General features: G+C 65.2%; 5 protein-coding genes and 1 pseudogene. 4 read left to right on the top strand and 2 right to left on the bottom strand.

Annotated features, from left to right (window positions below; all coding sequences use genetic code 11):
* Positions 1-94 precede the first annotated feature (94 nt).
* From IEX78_RS10760 to cobM, 4 genes are read left to right on the top strand one after another with little or no spacing between them, the layout of a single operon-like run.
* Complete coding sequence (locus IEX78_RS10760; protein WP_188828766.1) at positions 95-1,261, top strand: sensor histidine kinase; 1,167 nt, start codon at positions 95-97, stop codon at positions 1,259-1,261.
* Positions 1,258-1,875: a response regulator gene (locus IEX78_RS10755; protein ID WP_188828765.1), complete on the top strand. Its 618-nt coding sequence runs from the start codon at positions 1,258-1,260 to the stop codon at positions 1,873-1,875. Before IEX78_RS10760 ends, IEX78_RS10755 begins: the two co-directional genes overlap by 4 nt.
* A gap of 26 nt (positions 1,876-1,901) precedes the next feature.
* Complete coding sequence (locus IEX78_RS10750; RefSeq protein WP_188828764.1) at positions 1,902-2,327, top strand: PPOX class F420-dependent oxidoreductase; 426 nt, start codon at positions 1,902-1,904, stop codon at positions 2,325-2,327.
* Between the two features lie 30 nt (positions 2,328-2,357).
* Positions 2,358-3,101, top strand: a complete 744-nt coding sequence (gene cobM, locus IEX78_RS10745; protein ID WP_188828763.1) for a precorrin-4 C(11)-methyltransferase — start codon at positions 2,358-2,360, stop codon at positions 3,099-3,101.
* A gap of 52 nt (positions 3,102-3,153) precedes the next feature.
* On the opposite strand, the pseudogene IEX78_RS10740 reads toward cobM, so the two are convergent.
* Both IEX78_RS10740 and IEX78_RS10735 read right to left on the bottom strand, forming a co-directional pair.
* Positions 3,154-12,411 (bottom strand): annotated as a pseudogene (locus tag IEX78_RS10740) (non-ribosomal peptide synthetase); the annotation flags it as partial.
* A gap of 90 nt (positions 12,412-12,501) precedes the next feature.
* Complete coding sequence (locus tag IEX78_RS10735) at positions 12,502-21,525, bottom strand: non-ribosomal peptide synthetase (RefSeq protein ID WP_188828761.1); 9,024 nt, start codon at positions 21,523-21,525, stop codon at positions 12,502-12,504.
* Positions 21,526-21,585: the final 60 nt, after the last annotated feature.

Raw genomic sequence — 21,585 nt, 5'->3', positions numbered from 1 at the left:
CGCACGAGGGATGTATTCACGATCCATCAAAAGTGCGAGCGGATTTACAACTTTTGATGGATGCGCAACCGATTGCCCGGCATAAGCTGATTTTGTGCACAGCTCGCGCCTGACCCCCGTCGTCACCACGATGCGGTGGGTGCTGTTCGGTGTGATGACGGTGCTCGCGATCGTGATCGCGGTGCGGGCGGTGGTAACGCCGGATCCGCATCCCATAGCGGTGGTCGTCGTGACCATCGTCTGGTTGATGACCTATTTTGCTGGGGGGCAGATCATGCGGTGGGGGAATATAGCGGCGCGGCGCTGGTGGCTCGTGCTGTTAACCGTGGCGTGGGCAGTGCTTGTCGCGCTCACGCCGGAAGCGGTGTATTTGGCGTTCGGGCTGTTCTTTCTTTATCTCAACCTGCTCGACCCGCCGTGGAATCTACTCATCACCGGCGTCGTCACGGCCACCACGATCATCGCCTATGCCGAGCATCGCGGATGGTCGGTCGGCGGCATTCTCGGACCGATACTCGGCGTTGTTGTCGCTCTCGCTGGCAGCTACTGCTACCGGCTCATCACCGATGAATCGCGGGCGTATCAAACGCTGATCTTCGACCTCCTTCGCACGCAGGATGAGCTGGGAAAACAGGAGCAGGAAGCGGGCCGGTTGGCCGAGCGTGAACGGCTGGCTAAGGAAATCCACGACACCGTCGCGCAGGGCCTGTCGAGCATTCAGCTGCTGCTGCATGCCGCCGAGCAGGCAGCACCCGATCACCCAGCTGTCGACCGCATCCGCCTTGCCCGCGAGACCGCGGCAGACGACCTAGCCGAGACACGGCGACTCATCGCCGAGCTGGCTCCCGCGGCCCTCGACGGGAAATCGCTCAGCCAGGCGCTTGAACGCATCTGTGCCAGCGCGCGGTCGCCAAATCTCGCGACGCAGTTCGTTGTCGACGGTGATGTCGGCCCACTGCCTATGCCGGTCGAGGCGGCGCTCGTGCGCATCGCCCAGAGCGCGGTCGCCAACGTGGTGCAGCACGCGGCGGCCAGCCAAATGCGCGTCACCCTCACCTACGACGGGGCCGAAGTGCATCTTGACGTCGTCGACGACGGCGTCGGCATCCCTGAGGACGAACTGCTTCGACCACGGTCGGGCTCGCTCGGCTTAGTCGGAATGCGCAGTCGGGTTGAGGAACGCGGCGGCGCGATGACCGTCGACTCCGAGCCCGGCCACACCGCCGTCACCGTCACCTTCCCGATGGGTGCCGCCGCATGATCCGACTACTGCTGGCCGACGACCACGCCATCGTGCGCGCCGGGTTGCGTGCCTTGCTCGACCACGCCACCGACATCACCGTCGTCGGCGACGTTGCCGATGGCATGGCCGCTGTCGACTTCTGTAAAACCACCGAGGTCGACCTGGTCCTGATGGACCTGCGCTTCCGGGCTGGCGCGTCGGGCGTCGACGCGACAGCGGGCTTGCGTGCGCTGCCGAACCCGCCCAACGTGCTGGTTGTCACCAACTACGACACCGACGCCGACATTCTCGGCGCGATCGAGGCAGGAGCCTGCGGATACCTACTTAAAGACACTCCACCAGAGGAACTGCTCGGCGCGGTGCGCTCAGCCGCACTGGGCGAAAGCGTGCTTTCGCCGACCATCGCATCGCGATTAATGACAAGGGTGCGCAAGTCCGACACCACATTGAGCCAACGCGAGATCGAGGTATTGCGGATGGTTGCGCGTGGCATGTCCAACCGCGACATCGCGCGCGACCTGTTCCTGAGTGAGCTGACGGTGAAATCGCACCTGGTCCACATCTACGGCAAGCTCGGCGTGCGGTCTCGCTCGGCGGCGGTCGCCGAAGCACGCGCGCTTCGGGCGATCTGAGCCATGTCGCCCATAGAGTGGCGGGCATGGCATCTCTCGCTGATCCCAAAGTCCGCGATTTCCTTTCGGCCGGAACACGTACTGGCAAAGTCGCTTTCACTGCTAGCGACGGTCGCCCGCTTGTTGTGCCGATCTGGTTCGTCATTGATGGCGAAGAATTGGTGTTCAATACCGGCAAAGAATCGGCGAAAGGGCGGGCGTTCGCGCGCGACCCGCGCGTCGCCCTCTGCGTCGACCTGGAAAAGCCGCCCTATGCGTTCGTCGAGGTCCAAGGCACGGTCACCCTGTCGGAAGACATCGATGAACTCGTGCGCACGGCAACCATCATTGCCGCTCGCTACGTCGGCGCCGACAAGGCGGCCGAGTACGGCAAGCGCAACGGTGTGCCGGGCGAACTGGTTGTCCGGATCAAGCCGACCAAGGTCATCGCGCACTTCGACATGATCGGTTAGCGCTACTGCCAGGTCCGTAGACTCGCGCGCATGACGGTTCACTTCATTGGGGCTGGGCCGGGCGCGGCCGATCTACTGACCGTGCGCGCGGTGAACCTATTGCGGGCAAGCCAGGTGTGTCTGTACGCGGGCACCTACCTCGATCCTGAGGTGCTCGCGCACTGTGCGCCTGGCACTGAACTCATCGACACTCAGCGGCTCGACCTCGACCAGATCACTGACCAGCTGGTTCAGGCGCATCGCGCGGGCAAAGAAGTCGCGCGACTGTGCTCGGGCGACCCGTCGCTGTACTCGGCGCTCACCGAACAAACCCGTCGCCTCGACGCGCACGGCGTCCCGTGGGACATCACCCCTGGTGTTCCCGCGTACGCCGCGGCGGCGGCGGCGGTCGGTGCCGAACTCACCGTGCCCGAGGTCGTTCAGTCAGTTGTGCTCACCCGCACGCAAGCGCGCTCGACCGCGATGCCGTCCACCGAAGCGTTGGCGAACTTCGCCGCGACCCGGGCCACACTCGTGCTCCACCTCGCGATCACGCGAGTTCGGGAACTTGCCGCCGAACTCACGAGCGAATACGGCCCCGACTGTCCAACGGTTGTCGTTTATCGCGCGAGCCAGCCCGAACAGTTGATCTTGCGCGGCACGTTATCCACGATCGCCGACCAGGTCGAAGCGGCTGGGTTGCGACAGGCAGCGGTGATCCTGGTTGGCCGGGCGCTGGGCGGCGTTGTCGACTGCGCGGGATCGCATCTCTACGACCCCGCGCGGTCCCGCTAAGTCGCTAGCGCGCGGCCGGATTCGCCGGTGGTGCGGGGAAAAAGCCGGTCTCGATGAAGTAGTCGAAGTAGCGCGACAGGATCTCGGGCGTCAGCGGGGGCAGCGTCATCTCGGCTTCGGCCCTGGTCGGCACATGCTGCGGTGCATCCGCGCCTTCCGTCGGTTCGCCGTTGCCGACTTCGGCGTAGTGGATGATGAGCGCGATCGCACGCACCAGCTCGGCGTCGTCGGCGGCGATGGCCTTTTCGGCGGCAGCGGAGACCACCTCAACCACCCTCGTCGGATCGACCACCTGAAGCGGGTAGCCCCGACGCTGCGCCTCGATGGCGATGGCATCCCAGACTCCGTCGCTCGGGCCGCACAACGGGTATGTCACCCCCGCCGAATCCGGCTTCAACGAGAACCGAACGAGCTCGCCCGCGAGCTGGTCGACCGGTGCCATGGGCTGGTTAACATCGCGGAAGCCCGGCCACACGCCGAGAACAAGCATGGCGCGCAGCAGGGTAGTTGCCGCGTCATCAACGGGGGCGGCGCCGGTGCGCGAGTCGCCCGTGACCAGGCCGAGTCGGTAAATCGTGGTCGGAATGCCACGCTCGATGCCGGTCGAAACCAGCTGCTCAGCGACCCACTTGCTGAGCGGATAGCCGACCTTGCCGACGGGAACGCCGTCTTCGCCTAGCCTATTTCCGGCCACCGACCTTGTCGAAACATAGTGCAGCACTTTGAGTTTCGTCGTTGTCGCAAGCCGCATCACCTCGATGGTGCCGCCCACGTTGGCCGCCCGCATTCGCGAGTACGGCTCAATGTGGTTGACCTGCGCGCCATTGTGGTAGATCGCGTCGATCCGCTCGGCCAGCATCGCGTACTGCGCCGGTTCGATGCCGAGGAACGGGCGCGCGAGGTCGCCGGGAACCGGGACGATCCGGTCGCGGTAGTCGGAGAAGTCGATCTTGAACTGTTGACCGGTCGCGTCGATCCGGTCGCGCGCGGCGGCCTCGTCGGTAGCGCGGACCAGGCAGTACACAGTGGCGTTGGTCTGTTCGAGCAGTTCGCGCAGCAGGAAGCTACCGAGGAAGCCAGTCGCACCGGTGAGTAGCACTGACTCGGCTTCGCCCGTTCGCTCCGGCGCGATGCCGTCCACGCTGATCGCCGGATCGAGCGCGAGATCGGCTGCGGCCAAAGCACTTTCCGACTCATCGGGCTCGGCGCCATCACGCAGGACCGTGGCGAGTGACTCGACCGACGAGTTCCCGAACAGTACTCGAATCGAAATCGGTTGCCCCAGTGCGGAAGTCAATCCCGCGCAAGCCCGAATGCCCGATAGCGAGTTGCCGCCTAGGTCGAAGAAGTCGTCGTCGAGGCCAACCCGCTCAACACCAAGCACGTCGGCGAATACGCCCGCGATGGTCTGCTCGGTCTCGGTGACGGGCGCGCGGTATTCGCGGGTCGGGCCCTCGGGCGCGGGCAGGGCCGCACGGTCGAGCTTGCCGTTGGCGTTCACCGGGATCGCGTCGAGCACAACGAACGCCGACGGCACCATGTAGCTCGGCAGCCGATCTGCCACGCTCGCGCGCACGTCAGGAACCGCGACCGGGCCGCTTGGCACGAGGTAGGCGACGATCCGGTCGTCGCGGACCACAACGACAGCCTGCGCGACATCGTCATGTTCGGTGAGCGCGGCCTCGATTTCCCCAAGTTCGATACGCAGTCCACGAACCTTGACTTGGAAGTCGGACCGGCCGATGTATTCGAGTTCGCCAGCGCGGGTCCAGCGCACGAGGTCGCCGGTGCGGTACATCCGCTCGCCTGGGGCGAACGGGTTGGCGACGAATCGGTCGGCGGTGAGGTCGGGCCGGTCGAGGTACCCGCGCGCGAGTTGGCTGCCAGCCAGGTACAGCTCGCCAACGACACCTGCGGGGACCGGCCGCAGACGCGCGTCGAGGACGAAGGTTTGGGTGTTGAACACCGGGCGACCGATCGGCACCGCACCGCTCACCGACGCCGCGACGGGCGCGCTCGTCGCATGCACGGTGGCCTCGGTCGGGCCGTAGAGGTTGTGCAGTTCGGCACCCGACGTGCGACGGATCGCGGTCACCGTCGGCGCGGTGAGCGCTTCGCCCGCGATCAACAGCGCGCGCAACGACGTGAGCGCGGACGCGTCGACAGTGGTCGCGAATACCGCGAGCATCGACGGCACGAACGAGGTGATCGTGACGCCTTCGCGCGCGATCACCTCAGCGAGGTACAGCGGGTCGCGGTGACCGTCGGCGTCGGCGATCACGAGTCGGCCGCCGCTGGCGAGCGGTGCGAACAGCTCCCATACCGAAACGTCGAACGTCGCGGGAGTCTTCCACAACACGACATCGTCAGCATTGATGCGGTATTCGCTTGCGATCCAGCGAATTTGGTTCACCGCCGCAGCGTGCGACACCGCGACGCCCTTGGGTCGACCGGTCGAGCCCGAGGTGAAAATGACGTAGGCGGTGTTGTCCGCACGCAACGGTGCGACGCGCTCGGCGTCGGTGATCGGCGCGGCCGAGTAGCCCGACAGGTCGAGGGTATCGACGGTGATCACCGGAGCCACGTGCTCGACGGTCGCGGCGGCACTAGTTGTCAAAACCGCGACGGGACGGGCGGTTTCGAGCACGTAGGCGGTGCGATCGGCGGGATGGTCGGGGTCGAGCGGCACGTACGCGCCACCGGCCGCGTTGATCGCGTAGATGCCGACAAGGAGGTCGAGCGAGCGCCGCATGTCGAGCGCGACCCGACTTTCCGGGCCGACCCCAATCGAAATGAGGTGCCGGGCAAGCTGATTCACGCGGGCGGCGAACTGCGCATACGTCAGCGAGTCGCCGTCAAAAGTGACGGCGACCGCATCGGGCGTCCGCTGGGCGTCAAACAGGGAAACCAACGTAGCTGCGGGATCGATCGCAACCACGGAACCCTCACCAGCAGACAGCAATTCAGCGCGAGCGGCATCATCAATGAGGTCGATATCGCCGACGACCACGCTCGGATCTGCGGCAACGATGCAAAGCACCCGACCGAACTGCGAGGCAAACGTCTCGATGGTCGCCGCGTCGAAAATGTCGGTCGCGTAGTTGAACCCGATCGCCAGCTCACCGAACGTGCGGTCGTCGCGCACGATCGGGGTCACGTCGACGCTGAGGTCAAACTTCGCGGTGACCGCGTCATTGGCGACGGCAGCGACGGTCAGCTCAGGCAGTTCAAACGCCGCGGCTTCGAGGTTTTGGAACGCCAAAAGCACCTGGAACAGCGGGTTTTGTTCGCGACCACGGTTCGGTGCGACCTCGTCAACGACGCGTTCGAACGGCACGTCAGCGTTGTCGAGCGCAGCCAGATCGGCATCACGGACCTGGCGGAGCAGGCTGTCGAACCGGCTCGAGCCAGCGACCTCAGTCCGCAACGCGAGGGTGTTGACGAACATGCCGACGAGGTCGTCGAGCGCGCGTTCGCCACGACCAGCGACCGGCGTGCCGATCGCGACGTCGGTGCGACCGCTGAGCCTGCCGACAAGCACCGCGAGCGCGGCATGAACGACCATGAACAGCGACGCGCTGTGCTCGCGAGCGAGTTGGTCGAGCGCGTGATGGGCTTCGGCGGGCAGGCGGATCGAGGTCACGGCACCGCGCTGCGATGCGATCTCAGGATGCGGACGGTCCTGTGGCAGGCCGGGTTGGGCGGACAGCCCGGACAGAGACTCGCGCCAGAAGCCCAATTGCTGTGCGGCGAGCGAACTTTGGTCGGCTTCGTCGCCGAGCACGTTCTGCTGCCACAGCGCGTAGTCGGCGTATTGAACCGCGAGCGGGGCCCACGCGGGTGCCTGGTCGGTCGTGCGCGCGTAGTACGCGGTCATCAGGTCGCGCGCCAACGGGGCGATCGACGATCCATCGCCGGTGATGTGGTGAATCACGATCGTGAGCACGTGCTCGTCGCCGGACGGCAAGGCGAACAGCGCGGCGCGAATCGGAACACCTTGCGTCACATCGAATCCCGCCGACATCAGCGCGGTCGCGGCGGTCAGCGGATCGGACGTAACGTCAACGCGGAGACCGTCGGGCAGCGCATCGGTGACCGAATGAATCCGCTGATACGGCACCCCGTCATGCGTCGGGTAGCTGGTGCGCAGCGACTCGTGGCGTTCGAGTACGTCGGCGATCGCCGCCCGCATCGCGTCGACGTCGAGAGTGCCGGTGAGCCGCATCGCGAGGGGAATGTTGTAGGCGGCGGAGGTGGGGTCGAGCTGGTTGAGCGTCCACATGCGTTGCTGCGCAAGGGAAAGCGGTAGACGATCCGGGCGCGGACCGGCAACCAACTTAGGTCGTTGCGCACCACCGCGCCCCGAATCGATGCGCGCCGCGAGTTCCCCGACCGTCGGCGCTTCGAACAGTTCGCGGACCGCGACGCTCGCATCGATCGACTCGCCGATGCGAGCGGCCGCGCGGGCGGCGAGCAGCGAGTTGCCACCAATGGCGAAGAAGTCGTCGTCAATGCCGACCTGTTCGATGCCGAGCAATTCGGCGAAAACACCAGCGACCAGTTCCTGACTGGCTGACTCCGGCGCACGGAATTCGCGAACCTGAAAAACCGGTTCCGGCAGTGCTTTTCGATCGAGCTTGCCCGACGCGTTCACCGGGAACTCCGACAGCACAAGCACCGCCGACGGCACCATGTAACTGGGCAAGCGGTCAGCGGTGAACCGAGTCAGCCCATGCGTATCGACCGTCGATCCGGGCGTCGGGACAACGTAGGCGGTGAGTTGCTGGCCGGTTTTGGTGTCGAGTACGAGCACGACAGCCTGGGCAACGGCCGGGTGGTCAAGCAGCGCGGCTTCGATCTCGCCCAGCTCGATGCGCTGCCCGCGCAGCTTCACCTGGAAGTCGGTGCGGCCGACGTATTCCAGCTCGCCTGCGGCGTTCCAGGAAACGAGGTCGCCGGTGCGATACATGCGCTGACCAGGGGTGAAAGGGTTGGCGACGAACCGGTCTGCCGTGAGCGTTGGCTGCCGTGTGTAGCCGCGCGCCAGCTGGGTGCCAGCCAAATACAGCTCGCCCCGCACTCCAACCGGCACTGGCCGCAAGGTGGCATCGAGGACGTAAACCTGGGTGTTGAAGACCGGCTTGCCGATCGGCACCGTGGCCACGTCCGCGTCGGTGACCTCGTGATACGTCACGTCGACGGCGGCCTCGGTCGGCCCATACAGGTTGTGGACGGGGGTGAGTTCACGCAGTTGGTGCGCGGTCTGCGGCGGCAGCGCTTCACCCGAAGTGAAGACGCTGCGCAAGCTAATACAGTGCTTGACCTGCGGTTCGGTGACGAACACCGCAAGCATCGACGGCACAAAGTGCGCGGTGGTGACACCGTTGTCGATGATCGCGCGCGCGAGGTAGGCCGGGTCGCGATGACCGTCGGGCTTGGCGATCACGAGTCGCGCGCCAACCTGCAAGGGCCAGAAGAACTCCCACACCGAAACGTCGAAAGTGGCCGGGGTCTTTTGCAATACGACGTCGCTGGTAGTGAGGTCGTATTCGGCCTGCATCCAGATCAGGCGGTTGATGATCGCGGCATGCGAAACGGCGACGCCCTTGGGGCGGCCGGTCGAGCCGGACGTGAAGATCACGTAGGCCGTGTTGTCCGAGCGCAGCGGAGCGCGGCGGTCAGCGTCGGTGACCGGCGCGGTTGAGTACGCGCTCAGGTCGAGTTCATCGATCAGTAACGTGCGTCCGGCGGTGACCTGCTTGTCGCGGCTGGTCGTCAACGTGACGACCGGGCGCGCGGTGTCGATGACGTGATTGATGCGCTCGGCAGGGTGGTCGGGGTCGATCGGCACGTATGCGCCACCCGCGGTGATGGTCGCGTAAAGGGCGACGAGCAGGTCGATTGACCGGTGCATCGCGACCGCGACAAGGTCGTCGGGACCGACGCCTTCCGCGATCAGGTGGCGAGTCAATTGGTTTACGCGACCGGCGAATTCGGCGTACGTGAGGTGTTCGCCCTGGTCGAAAGACAGGGCGATCGCATCGGGACGCGTGCGCGCCATGATCTCGAACTGGTCGAGAACGCTGACCAGCTGCGGCAGCACCCGATCGGTCGAATTCCATTCGCGCAGAACGGTTTCGCGCTCAGTGTCGGCGAGGAGGTCGATATCCCGGAGACGCTGGTGCTGGTCGGTCGCGATGGCATCGAGGATGCGCACGTAGCGCTCAGCGAAACTGGCGATCGTGCTCGCGTCGAAAAGATCGGTGGCATAGGAGAACTCGGCAGCGAGGCCGCCCGTCGCGGACTCTGCGACAGTCACCGAAAGGTCGAATTTCTCTGTCACACCGTCGAATTCGATGCCCGATAGCTCCAGGTTTGGAAGCTCAAGCGTCGTCGCTGGCATGTTCTGGAAAGCGAGCATGGTCTGGAAGAGCGGGTTGCGATTCGTCGCGCGCTGCGGGTCGATGAGGTCGACGAGGCGCTCGAACGGGATGTCGGTGTGGGCGAACGCGGCGATGTCGCTGTCGCGGGTGGTCGCCAGGAGGTCGGTGACGCTCGCGTCGCCGCGCACAGTGGTGCGTAAGACGAGCGTGTTGACGAACATGCCGATCAGGTTGTCGAGGGCGGCGTCACCACGGCCCGCGACGGGCGTGCCGATGGCGATGTCGTCGGTGCCCGACATGCCCGCGAGCAGGATCGCGAGTGCGGTGTGGAGCACCATGAACAGCGAGCCTTGGTGCTGGCGCGCGACGTCTTGCAGTCGCTGATGCAGCTCAGGGCCCATATCGACGGCCAGCCGCGCGCCAGCGAACGACCGCGTCGCCGGGCGGGGCCGGTCGAAGGGGAGCGGGAGTTCGTCGGGAAGGCCAGCGAGGGTGGTCGACCAGAAGTCGGCCTGCGCGGAAATCAGGCTGGTCGGGTCGTCTTCGGTACCAAGCACCGTGCGCTGCCACAGGCTGAAATCGGCGTATTGCACCGGAAGCGGTGCCCACGCCGGTGCCGTCCCGCTGACGCGCGCGAGGTAGGCGGTCATCAAGTCCGCGGTGAGCGGACGCATCGACCAGCCGTCGCCCGCGATGTGATGAACGACGGCGACCAGGACGTGTTCGTTGGCGTTGACGCGGAGCAGGCGAAGGCGCAGTGGCGGTTTCGTTGTGACGTCGAACGGCGTTGCGATGGTGTCGATGATCTGCGCGGGCACATCAGCGAGATCGGTTGCGACAGTGGGGAAGTCGGGGATCGCGTCACCGACCGGCAGCACGACCTGGTGCCCTTCGCCGTCGGCGGCGGGGTAGATCGTGCGAAGGACCTCGTGGCGGTCGACGAGATCGGTGACTGCCGCATGCAGGGCGGCGATGTCGAGTGGGCCGGTCAGCCGCACGGCCATCGGAATGTTGTCAACGACGCTGTCGGGGTTAAACCGGTTCAGGAACCACATGCGCTGTTGGGCGTAGGACAGCGGGACGAGGTCGGGGCGCGGCATCGGCGCAAGGGGGAGTGCGGCGTCCACGCTGGTTGTGTCAGCAAGTTCTGCGGCCAAGTCGGCGACGGTCGGCGATTCAAACAGCAGATGTAGCGGGACGCGCGTACCGAGCGCGGCGCTCAACCGCGCGGTGACCTGGGTCGCGAGCAGTGAGTTGCCGCCTAGATCGAAGAAGTTGTCGTCGGCACCGATGGCATCTTCGGGCTGCAAGACGGCGGCGAAGACTTCGGCGACAAGCTTTTCCGTCGTGGTCGACGGTGCCCGGAATTCACGGGTGGCGAAGACAGGTTCGGGCAGCGCGGCACGGTCGAGCTTGCCGACGGGAGTCAACGGGAGCGTGTCGAGAATGGTGATCGAGGCGGGCACCATGTAGCTCGGTAGCGAGGCACCGAGGAACTCAGCCAGTTCGGTCGGGGCGACGGTAGCCGATGGCTGCGGCAACACGTAGGAAACCAAAGCTGTTGCGCCCGAAGTCAATTCCTTGCCGAGGGTGATGGCGAAGGCGATGTCGGGATGGCCGGTAAGTGCGGCATCGATCTCGCCGAGTTCAATGCGCAGACCACGAATCTTGACCTGAAAGTCGGTGCGGCCCAGGTATTCCAAGCTGCCGTCAGCGGTGCGGCGTACGAGGTCGCCGGTGCGGTACATGCGGGTGCCGGGCACGCCGAGTTCGGCGGCGAACGGGTTCGCGACAAACCGTTCGGCGGTGAGTTCCGGTCGACCCAAATAGCCCTGGGCGAGCCCGGTGCCCGCGATGTAGAGCTCGCCAGCGGTGCCGGTCGGCAACATCCGCAGGTGCGAGTCGAGGATCAGCGGCCGTGCGCCTTCGGTGATCTTGCCGAGGGTGATGGAGGCGTCGAGCGCCATCGGCCCGGTGGTCACAATGACGGTGGTTTCGGTTGGACCGTAGGCGTTGTAGACGGGCCGGTCGGGGGTAGTCCAACGCTCAACTAGCCCGGCGGGCAGTGCTTCACCAGCGCAAATGACCGTGCGTAGGTCGGGGTAGTCGGCAAGCGGGACCGATTCGAGTGCGCCCGGCGTGATGGTCAGGTGGGTGACGCGTTCACGGGTGATCAGCGAAGCGAGCTCTTCGCCACCGAAGGTGGTCGGCGGCACGATGACCAGCGTCGCGCCCTTGGGGAAGGTGTGGAGAAATTCGAGGATCGAGAAGTCGAAGCTTGGCGAACTCAGGTGCGTGACGCGCGAGTCGGCCGTAATGCCGTAATCGGCGGCGGCGACGCGGGCGAAACCGTCGTGGGTCACCACGACAGCTTTGGGTCGGCCGGTCGAGCCGGAGGTGTAGATCAGGTACGCCGGGTGGTTCGGGGTGAGCGGGCGGATGCGGTCGCCGTACCAGAACGGGTGCGTTGGCTGGGCGGCGATCTGGGCCTGAACGGCGGGGTCGTCTAGTTCGAGCCACGTCACCGTGTCGCCGAGCCCGCTGCGGTGGGCGCTCGTGGTGAGTCCAAGCGTCGCGTTCGAATCGGCGAGCATGAACTCGATGCGGTCGGCCGGATACATCGGGTCGACCGGCACGAACGTTGCCCCGGTCCGCGCGACCGCCCACACCGCGAGGACCGACTCGATACTGCGCGTGATGGCGATAGCGACAGTATTGCCCGGGCCGATATTGCGAGCGATGAGTTCGCGGGCGAGCTGGGTGGCCTGCTCATCGAGCTGCTGGTAGGTGAGCTCGCTGCCGTTGAAACGAACGGCAACATTGTCCGGCGAGGTCTTGACAGCCGCCGTCAGCAAATCCGTGAAAAGTTGGGCGGTTGAGCTTCCCCGACGACGAGTTGTTCGTCCTTCACGGCGTGCGTTCGGCATTTGCAGTTCCTCACTCCCCAGACTGTGGGAGCGGGATGGCGGCGTCCACCCTTGACAGGCGTTAATGGAGGAATCCGCCCTCCACACAGGTCAGGGCATAGACATGTGCTTCTTCAGTTCGGCAGCGATCACTGCCAGCGCGGCGCCATCGGACATGCGCCAGTGACTAGCCGGAACCGGATAATCGTGAACCGTACCAGTCACCACGTTTTCCCACGTGTGAACGCCAAGAGTGGTTGCTCCATCGGCTTGGGTAGCGCTGAAGTAGACCACGTCGCCATCATACGGGGTAGCTGGTGAGTAGCTGGAAGTCAACGCGTTCATCTCGATATTGGCCTGCATGAATCGCCCGATCCGCTCGGCACCGAGTGAACCAAACGGTTCCGGCAGGTTCGCTAGCTGCGCGGCGATCGTCGAAATATCCGACTGATCATCGAGTTGTACCTCGTCGGCGCGATCGCCGAGGAGGCCACCAAGCAGCTCGTTGAGCGGGATAGCCGCATCGCCCGACGGCTCGGTTGCGCGTGCCATCGCCGTTTCGAGGTAGCTATCCATCATCGACAAGAGGGCAACCTGTTCGCCCTCACGCTGGAGCTGTACGGCCATCGCATGGGCGAGTACGCCACCGAGGGACCAGCCAATCAGGTGGTAGGGACCGCTCGGCTGGACCGACCGAATGGCCTTCACGTAGATGCGCGCCCAGTCTTCGACCGAAGTCGGCAACGCGATGTCATCGCCCGCGAGGGCGGGTGACTGCAACCCGTAGATCGGCCGGTCGTCGACGTGGGCGGCAAGCCCGGCGAACGACCATGCGATGCCGCCGAAGGGGTGGACGCAGAAGAGTGGTTCTGCCGAACCTGAGGTACGCAGCGGCAGCAGGACGTCGAACGGTGATGACAGTTCGGACTGGCCAGTCCGTCGGTTATCCAACTCAGCCGCGAGCTCGCCCGGCGTCGATGCGGTGAACAGCAACACCATCGGCACCTTCTCGCCGAACGCGTCGCTCAGGCGCGCTGCCGCGCGGGCCGCAATGAGGGAGTTGCCGCCCAGGTCGAACAGGGAATCGTCGCGACCGACGCGCTCAACGTCAAGCAGGTCGGCGAACACGCTCGCGATGGTCTGCTCGGTTTCGGTGACGGGAGCGCGGTATTCGCGAGTGACGCCTGCGGGCTCGGGCAGGGCGGCGCGGTCGAGTTTGCCGTTGGCATTGACCGGGATCGCGTCGAGGACGACGAAAGCTGCCGGGACCATGTAGTTGGGCAGTAGCCGTGCCGCGTTCGCGCGCACATCGTCGACCGACAGCTCATCCGTTGCGGGCACCAGATACGCGACGATCTGGTCGCCAAGGTCGTCGCGGACAACGACGACCGCTTGGGCGACGCCGTCGTGCTCGGTCAGTGCGGCTTCAATCTCGCCGAGTTCGATCCGAAGACCACGGACCTTGACCTGGAAGTCGGAACGGCCGAGGTATTCGAGTTCGCCCGCGCGGGTCCAGCGCACGAGGTCGCCGGTGCGATACATCCGCTCGCCGGGGGCGAACGGGTTGGCGAGGAACCGGTCGGCGGTCAGGTCGGGGCGGTCGAGGTACCCGCGCGCGAGCTGGGTGCCAGCGAGGTAAAGCTCGCCAACGACGCCCGATGGAACTGGGCGCAGTCGGGAGTCGAGGACGAAGGTTTGGGTGTTGAACACCGGGCGGCCGATCGGGACCGCACCGCTCACCGATGCTGCGACGGGCGCGCTTGTGGCATGGACCGTTGCTTCGGTTGGGCCGTAGAGGTTGTGCAGTTCGGCACCGGAGGTGCGACGGATCGCGGTGACCGTCGGCGCGGTCAGCGCTTCGCCCGCAATCAACAACGCGCGCAGCGACGTGAGCACGGACGCGTCGACGTCGGCGGCGAAGGCCGACAGCATTGACGGAACGAACGACGTGATCGTGACCTGCTCGGCGGCGATGATGTCGGCCAAATAGCGTGGGTCGCGGTGACCGTCGGCATCGGCGATGACCAGACGAGCGCCGGTGCTGAGTGCGCTGAACAGCTCCCACACTGAGACGTCGAAGGTCGCCGGGGTCTTGAACAGGACAACATCGTGAGCATTGATGCTGTATTCGCTTGTGATCCAGCGGATTTGGTTGACCGCTGAGGCGTGCGAAACCGCGACGCCCTTCGGTCGACCGGTTGAGCCCGAGGTGAAGATGACGTAGGCGGTGTTGTCTGGGCGCAACGGTGCCAGTCGATCGGCGTCGGTGACCGGCGCGGCCGAATACCTCGAAAGCTCAAGGGAATTCACGTCGATAAGCGGGAACCTGTGGTCGGCTACGGCAGTCGCGTCAACCGAGGTGGTCAGCACGCAAACCGGGTTGGCGGTGTCGAGCACATGCGCGATGCGGTCGGCCGGGTGATCGGGGTCGAGCGGCACGTACGCCGCGCCTGCCGCGTTGATCGCGTAGATGCCGATGAGCAGGTCGAGCGAGCGACGCATCCCGAGCGCTACCCGACTCTCCGGTCGCACCCCGATCGAAATCAGGTGCCGCGCAAGACGATTCACCCGCGCGGCGAACGCGCCGTAGGGCAGCGAGATGCCGTCGAAGGTCACCGCGACGGCTGTCGGGGTCTGCTGAGCCTGAGCTTCGAACAGTGAAACCAGCGTGGCGCCCGATTCGATCTCAAGAGCCGAGCCGGTGCCGACCCGCAACAGTTCGGCCCGCGCGTCGGCATCGACCAGGTCGATATCGCCAACGACGGCGGTCGGGTCAGCGGCCACCGCGGTCAAGACTCGACTGAATTGCTCGGCCAGCGTTTCGACGGTCGATGCGTCGAAAATGTCGGTGGCGTAATTGAATCCGATGGTGATCTCACCGAGCGTGCGGTCGGCGTTCACGATCGGGCTAACCCCGACACTCAGATCGAACTTCGCGCTCGTTGCACCGCCATCGACGCCCACGATGGTCAGGCCGGGCAATTCGAACGAGGCGGCTTCGATGTTTTCGAAGGCGAGCAGGACCTGGAAAAGCGGGTTCTGTTCGCGAACTCGGTTGGGCGCTACCTCATCGACGACCCGCTCAAAGGGGACGTCGGCGTTCTCCAGTGCGGCCAAGTCGGCTTCGCTGACCTGCTTAAGCAGCTCAGCGAAGCTAGCCGATCCCGGCACCTCAGTGCGCAGAGTAAGCGTATTGACGAACATGCCGACGAGGTCGTCGAGCGCGCGTTCGCCACGGCCCGCGACCGGGGTGCCAATCGCGACATCGGTTCGGCCGCTGAGTCGACCAACCAGCACCGCGAGCGCGGCATGGACGACCTGGAACAGCGACGCGTTGTGGTCGCGGGCGAGCTGGTCGAGCGACTGGTGAACATCAGCCGACAGGCTGAGCGAGGTCGTTGCCCCGCGTGCCGATGGCATCGCGGGATACGGGCGATCCTGCGGCAGGCCGGGTTGGGCGGAAAGCCCCGCAAGGGTGCCCCGCCAGAACGCCAATTGCTTTGCCACGAGGGAAGTTTCGTCGGCTTCGTCGCCGAGCACGGCTTGCTGCCACAGTGCGTAGTCGGCATATTGCACCGAAAGGGGTGCCCACGCGGGTGCTTCGCCGGTGGAACGCGCGTAGTAGGCGGTCATCAGATCGCGAGCCAGCGGAGCGACTGACGCGCCGTCGCCGGTGATGTGGTGAATGACAAGCACGACGAGATACTCACCGTTTGCCGCACCGGTGAACAGTGCAGCGCGCACCGGAACCTGTTGCGTCACATCAAATCCGGTGGACATGAGCGCGACGGCTTCGGCGAGCGGATCAACGGACGACCGCACAACCAGCCCACCAGGTAGCGCGTCGGCTGCCGAATGGAGCTGTTGGTACGGCAGGCCGGTGGCGTCGGTGGGGTAACTCGTCCGCAGTGATTCGTGGCGCTCAAGCACGTCAACCACGGCCTCGCGCAACGCGTTTACGTCAAGGTTGCCGGTCAGGCGTAGCGCGAGCGGGATGTTGTACGCGGGCGATTCGGGGTTGAGCTGGTTGAGCGTCCACATCCGCTGTTGCGCTTGCGACAACGGCACGAGTTCAGGTCGCGGTCCGGCAACGAGCTTGGGACGATTCGCCGTTCCACCGCGGTTGGCAAGTCGCTCAGCGAGTTCGGCGACGGTGGGTGCTTCGAAGAATTCGCGCACCGGGATGCTCGCGTCGATTGCCGCACCGATACGCGCTGCCGCGCGGGCTGCGAGCAGCGAGTTGCCGCCGATGGCGAAGAAATCGTCGTCAAGGCCAACTCGGTCGGCACCGAGCAGCTCAGCAAACGTCGCCGCTACCAGCACCTCGGTCGGGGTTACCGGCGCACGGAACTCGCGGGTCTTGAACACCGGTTGCGGCAGCGCCCGGCGGTCCAGCTTGCCCGAAGGGTTGAGCGGGAACTCGTCGAGTGCAACAACGGCGGTCGGCACCATGTAGGACGGCAAACGTTGGGCGGCGTGCCGGGTCAATTCCGCAGGATCGATGGACGATCCGGGCGTGGGAATCACGTAGGCGACCAGATGCTGAGTTGCCGCGGCCTCGACGATCTGTACGGTCGCGCGCCAAACGGCAGGGTGGTCGATCAGTGCCGTTTCGATCTCACCGAGCTCGATGCGTTGACCACGCAACTTCACCTGAAAGTCGGTGCGGCCCAGGAACTCCAGCTCGCCCGCAGTCGACCAACGGACGAGGTCGCCGGTGCGATACATCCGTGCGTGCGGCGGCCCGAAGGGGTCGGCGACGAAACGGTCAGCGGTCAAGTCGGGGCGTGCGTGGTAACCACGCGCCAACTGCGCTCCCGCGAGGTACAGCTCACCGCGCACGCCCACCGGCGCTGGCCGCAACGCGGCGTCGAGAACGTAGGCGCGGGCGTTCCACACCGGGCGACCGATGGGCACCGAATCGCCCGCCGTCCGCGCCGCGCGCGCAAGGGTCGCGGTGATCGTGAACTCCGTCGGCCCGTAGGAGTTGACCACCGCGGCGTCGGAAACCCGCCCAACGGCGTCGACCAGCGTCGGCGGAAGCGCTTCTCCGCCAACGAAGATCACTCGAAGGGACCTGCACGCTCGCGCGGTGGCCGCGGTGACGAACACCGCGAGCAGGGAGGGCACGAACGCGGTGACAGTGACGCCGAACCGTTCGATGGCCGCTGACAGGTACTGCGGGTCGCGGTGCCCGTCGTGGGTGGCGATGACCGTGCGCGCGCCAACCATCAAGGGCGCGAACAACTCTCGGACCGAGGGGTCGAAGGTAACCGGCGTCTTGTGCAGCACGATGTCGGACGCGTCCAGATTCACCTCGTCAACGAGCCAGCTCAGCTGGTTCAGGAGTGCGCTGTGACTGACCGCGACGCCCTTCGGTCGACCGGTCGAACCGGAGGTAAAGATGACGTAGGCGGTGTTTTCGGACCGCAGCGACCCTAATCGTTCGGCGTCGGTGACCGGCTCGCTCGACAGGTGTGACAGCTCAAGGGTGTCGATGTCGATTCGACGCGCTGTCACCGGCAATTCCAGCGGCTCGTCTGAGGTCATCAACAGGTGCGCCGGGCGTGCGGTGTCGAGAATATGACCGATGCGGGCGACGGGGTGGTCAAGATCAATCGGCACGTAGGCACCGCCTGCGGCCAGCACGGCATGCACCGCGACCAGGGTGTCAACCGAGCGGCGAATGCCGATGGCAACGCGGGTTTCGGGGCCGACGCCGCCCTCTATTAGCTTGCGCGCCAAGCGATTAACCCCTGCGGAGAACTCCGCGTAGGTGAGTTGCTGAACCGTCCCCGAACCAGTGTCGGCAAGTAGCGCGACAGCATCCGGGCGGCTGCGTACCTGTGCCTGGATCAGGTCAAGCACGCCGACGACATCGGGAACGGGATGCGTTGTGCGGTTCCAGGTTTCGAGGACGTCGGCCCGTTCCGCCGGGGAGAGCAGGTCGATTTCGCGGATTCGCTGTTGCTGGTTCGCAACGATCGATTCGAGCACAACCTGAAAACGGTCAACGAACGCGGCGACGGTCTCTTCATTGAAAAGGTCTGTGGCGTAAGAGAACTGGGCGTAGAGGCCGACCGTGTCGGCGGGGTCTTGCGATTCGCTGATGGTGAGGGAAAGGTCGAACTTCTCGGTGGCCTGGTCGAATTCGACGCCCGAGACCCGCAAGCTGGGCAGTTCGAGACTGCCCGATGGCATGTTCTGGAACGACAGCATGACCTGGAACAGCGGGTTCCTGCGGGTCGAGCGCTCGGGTGCGAGCAGTTCGACGAGGCGTTCGAACGGGATGTCGGTATGGGCGAAGGCCTGGATGTCGTTGTCGCGGGTGGTCGCGAGCAGTTCGCCGAGGGTGGCGTTGGGATCGACTCGGGTCCGCAGCACCGCCGTGTTGACGAACATGCCGATGAGGTCGTCTAGGGCGGCGTCGCCACGTCCGGCAACCGGCGTCCCGATCGCGATGTCGTCGGTGCCCGACATCCCGGCGAGAAGGACGGCGAGGGCGGCGTGGAGAACCATAAACAGCGAACCGTTGTGGTCACGGGCAACGTCGTTGAGTTGGTCGCGGAGTTCGGCGCTGATAGTGAAGGCCGTTTTCGCGCCGGCGAATGTCGGGGTGTGCGGCCGGGGCAGGTCAAAGGGGAGGGTGAGCTCGTCGGGCAACTCTGCCAAGGTGGTTCGCCAGAAGTCGGCTTGTGCGGCGATCGGGCTCGTCGGGTCGTCCTCAGCGCCGAGTACGCCGCGTTGCCACAGGCTGAAGTCGGCGTATTGCACCGGCAGTGGGGCCCAGGCCGGGGCAGTGCCGTTGGCGCGCGCGAGGTACGCGGTCATCAGGTCCGTGGTGAGTGGTCGCATCGACCAGCCGTCACCCGCGATGTGGTGGACAACGCAGACAAGAACGTGTTCGTTCTCGGAAAGACGCAGGACCCGGATACGGAGGGGCGGGGCGGTCGTTACGTCGAACGGGGTTGCCAGCGTTTCGATGACGTCGGCGCGTACGCGGTCGGCGTCGGTGTCGTCAACCGCGAAACGGGGGACTGCCCGGGGATCGTCGACATCGAGAATGAGTTGACTGCCCTCGCCGTCGAGACTTGGGTAGATCGTGCGCAAGACTTCGTGCCGGGCGATCAGGTCAGTGACGGCGGCGCGCATAGCGGTCAGATCGAGCGGGCCGGTGAGGCGCACAGCCATCGGGATGTTGTTGACAACGCTGTCGGGGTTGAAGCGGTTCAAGAACCACATGCGCTGCTGGGCGTAGGAAAGCGGGATGCGGTCGGGGCGCGGCATCGGGGCCAACGGGAGCGTGGCTTCGGTGTCGGTCGCGCCGGTGTGGGCGGCGAGCGCTGTGGCGAGGTCAGCGACGCTTGGTGCTTCAAAGAGCAGGTGTAGTGGAACGCGGGTGCCAACGGCGGCGCTGAGCCGAGCGGAAACCTGGGTCGCGAGCAACGAGTTGCCGCCAAGATCGAAGAAGTTGTCGTCCGCGCCAACGGGTTCGGCATCGTCGTCGTCCGGATGCAAAACGGCGGCGAAAATCTCGGCGACGAGTTTCTCGGTTTCCGTTGACGGTGCGCGGAATTCGCGCGTGGCGAAGACGGGTTCGGGCAGAGCGGCGCGGTCCAGCTTGCCGACAGGGGTTAGCGGTAGTTCGTCCAGCACCGTGATTGCCGAAGGCACCATGTAGGCGGGCAGCGACGTGCCGAGGAAGTCGGCCAGTTCAGCCGGGGTAACCACGGCAGATGGGTGCGGCAGCACGTAAGCAACCAAAGCCGTTGCGCCGGACGGCAATTCCTTACCGAGTGTCACCGCGAAGGCGATGTCGGGGTGGTTGGTAAGCGCGGCGTCGATCTCGCCAAGCTCGATACGCAAACCACGAATCTTCACCTGGAAGTCGGTGCGACCCAAGTATTCGAGGTCGCCGTCGGGAGTACGGCGGACGAGGTCGCCCGTGCGATACATCCGTGCGCCGGTTCGGCCAAGCTCGCTCGCGTACGGGTTAGCGATAAACCGATCAGCGGTAAGTTCGGGACGGCCAAGGTAGCCCTGCGCCAAGCCGCTGCCCGCGATGTAAAGCTCACCAGCGACGCCGATCGGGACAATGCGCAAACCCGGGTCAAGGATCAACGGGTGCGAGCCATCGGTGATGCGGCCCAAGGTAATTGGTGTATCAAGTGCCATTGGTCCGGTCGTCACGATGACGGTGGTTTCGGTCGGGCCGTAAGCATTAAAAACCGGGCGATCCGGGGTGGTCCAACGTTGCACGAGTCCCGCAGGCAGGGCTTCGCCAGCGCAAATAACCGTGCGCAGATCGGGGTAATCAGCAAGCGGCACGGATTCGAGTGCACCCGGGGTGATCGTCAGGTGGGTGACACGTTCCCGGGTCACCAATGCGGCAAGTTCTTCGCCACCAAAGGTGGTGGGCGGCACGATAACTAGCGTCGCACCCTTGGGAAAGGTGTGGAGAAACTCAAGAATGGAAAAATCGAAGCTCGGCGAACTCAGGTGCGTGACGCGCGAATCCGACGTAATCCCGTAATCAGCGGCGGCGACGCGGGCGAAACCGTCGTGGGTGACCACGACTGCCTTCGGGCGGCCAGTCGACCCAGAGGTGTAAATCAAATACGCGGGATGGTTCGCGGTGAGCGGGCGCACACGGTCGCCGTACCAAAACGCATGGGTCGGCTGAGCGGCGATCTGCGCTTGCACAGACGGTTCGTCGAGTTCCAACCACGTAGCGGTATTTCCGAGACCGCCACGGTGGGCACTAGTCGTAAGACCAAGCGTCGCCTGAGAATCGGCGAGCATGAACTCGATGCGGTCGGCCGGGTACATCGGGTCGACGGGGACGAATGTCGCACCGGTTCGCGAGACCGCCCACACCGCAAGGACGGATTCGATGCTGCGAGTAATCGCGATAGCGACAGTGTCGCCGGGGCCGATGCCACGGCCGATCAGCTCGCGAGCTAGCTGAGTGGCTTGATCATCAAGCTGTTGGTAGGTGAGTTCGCGGTTTTCGAAGCGTACGGCGATGTTGTCGGGGAAGGTTTTGACAGCTGCGGTGAGGAGGTCGGTGAACAGTTGGGTGGTCGATCCCCCACGGCGACGACCCGATCGACCTTCACGACGCGCACTCAACATGTGTACTTCCCCGCTCCTTAGGCAAGCAGCCCAAACCAAGAGTGAAGCGGGCGGCACGGA

The sequence above is a fragment of the Nocardia camponoti genome (assembly GCF_014646135.1).
Taxonomy (GTDB): Bacteria; Actinomycetota; Actinomycetes; order Mycobacteriales; family Mycobacteriaceae; genus Nocardia; species Nocardia camponoti.
This window is presented reverse-complemented; position numbering and strand designations above follow the sequence as displayed.

What these genes read in the sequence shown, in the direction of transcription:
- IEX78_RS10755 (WP_188828765.1), top strand. Translation starts at nt 1,258, where the DNA reads ATGATCCGACTACTGCTGGCCGACGACCACGCCATCGTGCGCGCCGGG.
- IEX78_RS10750 (WP_188828764.1), top strand. Translation starts at nt 1,902, where the DNA reads ATGGCATCTCTCGCTGATCCCAAAGTCCGCGATTTCCTTTCGGCCGGA.
- cobM (WP_188828763.1), top strand. Translation starts at nt 2,358, where the DNA reads ATGACGGTTCACTTCATTGGGGCTGGGCCGGGCGCGGCCGATCTACTG.
- IEX78_RS10735 (WP_188828761.1), bottom strand. Translation starts at nt 21,525, where the DNA reads ATGTTGAGTGCGCGTCGTGAAGGTCGATCGGGTCGTCGCCGTGGGGGA.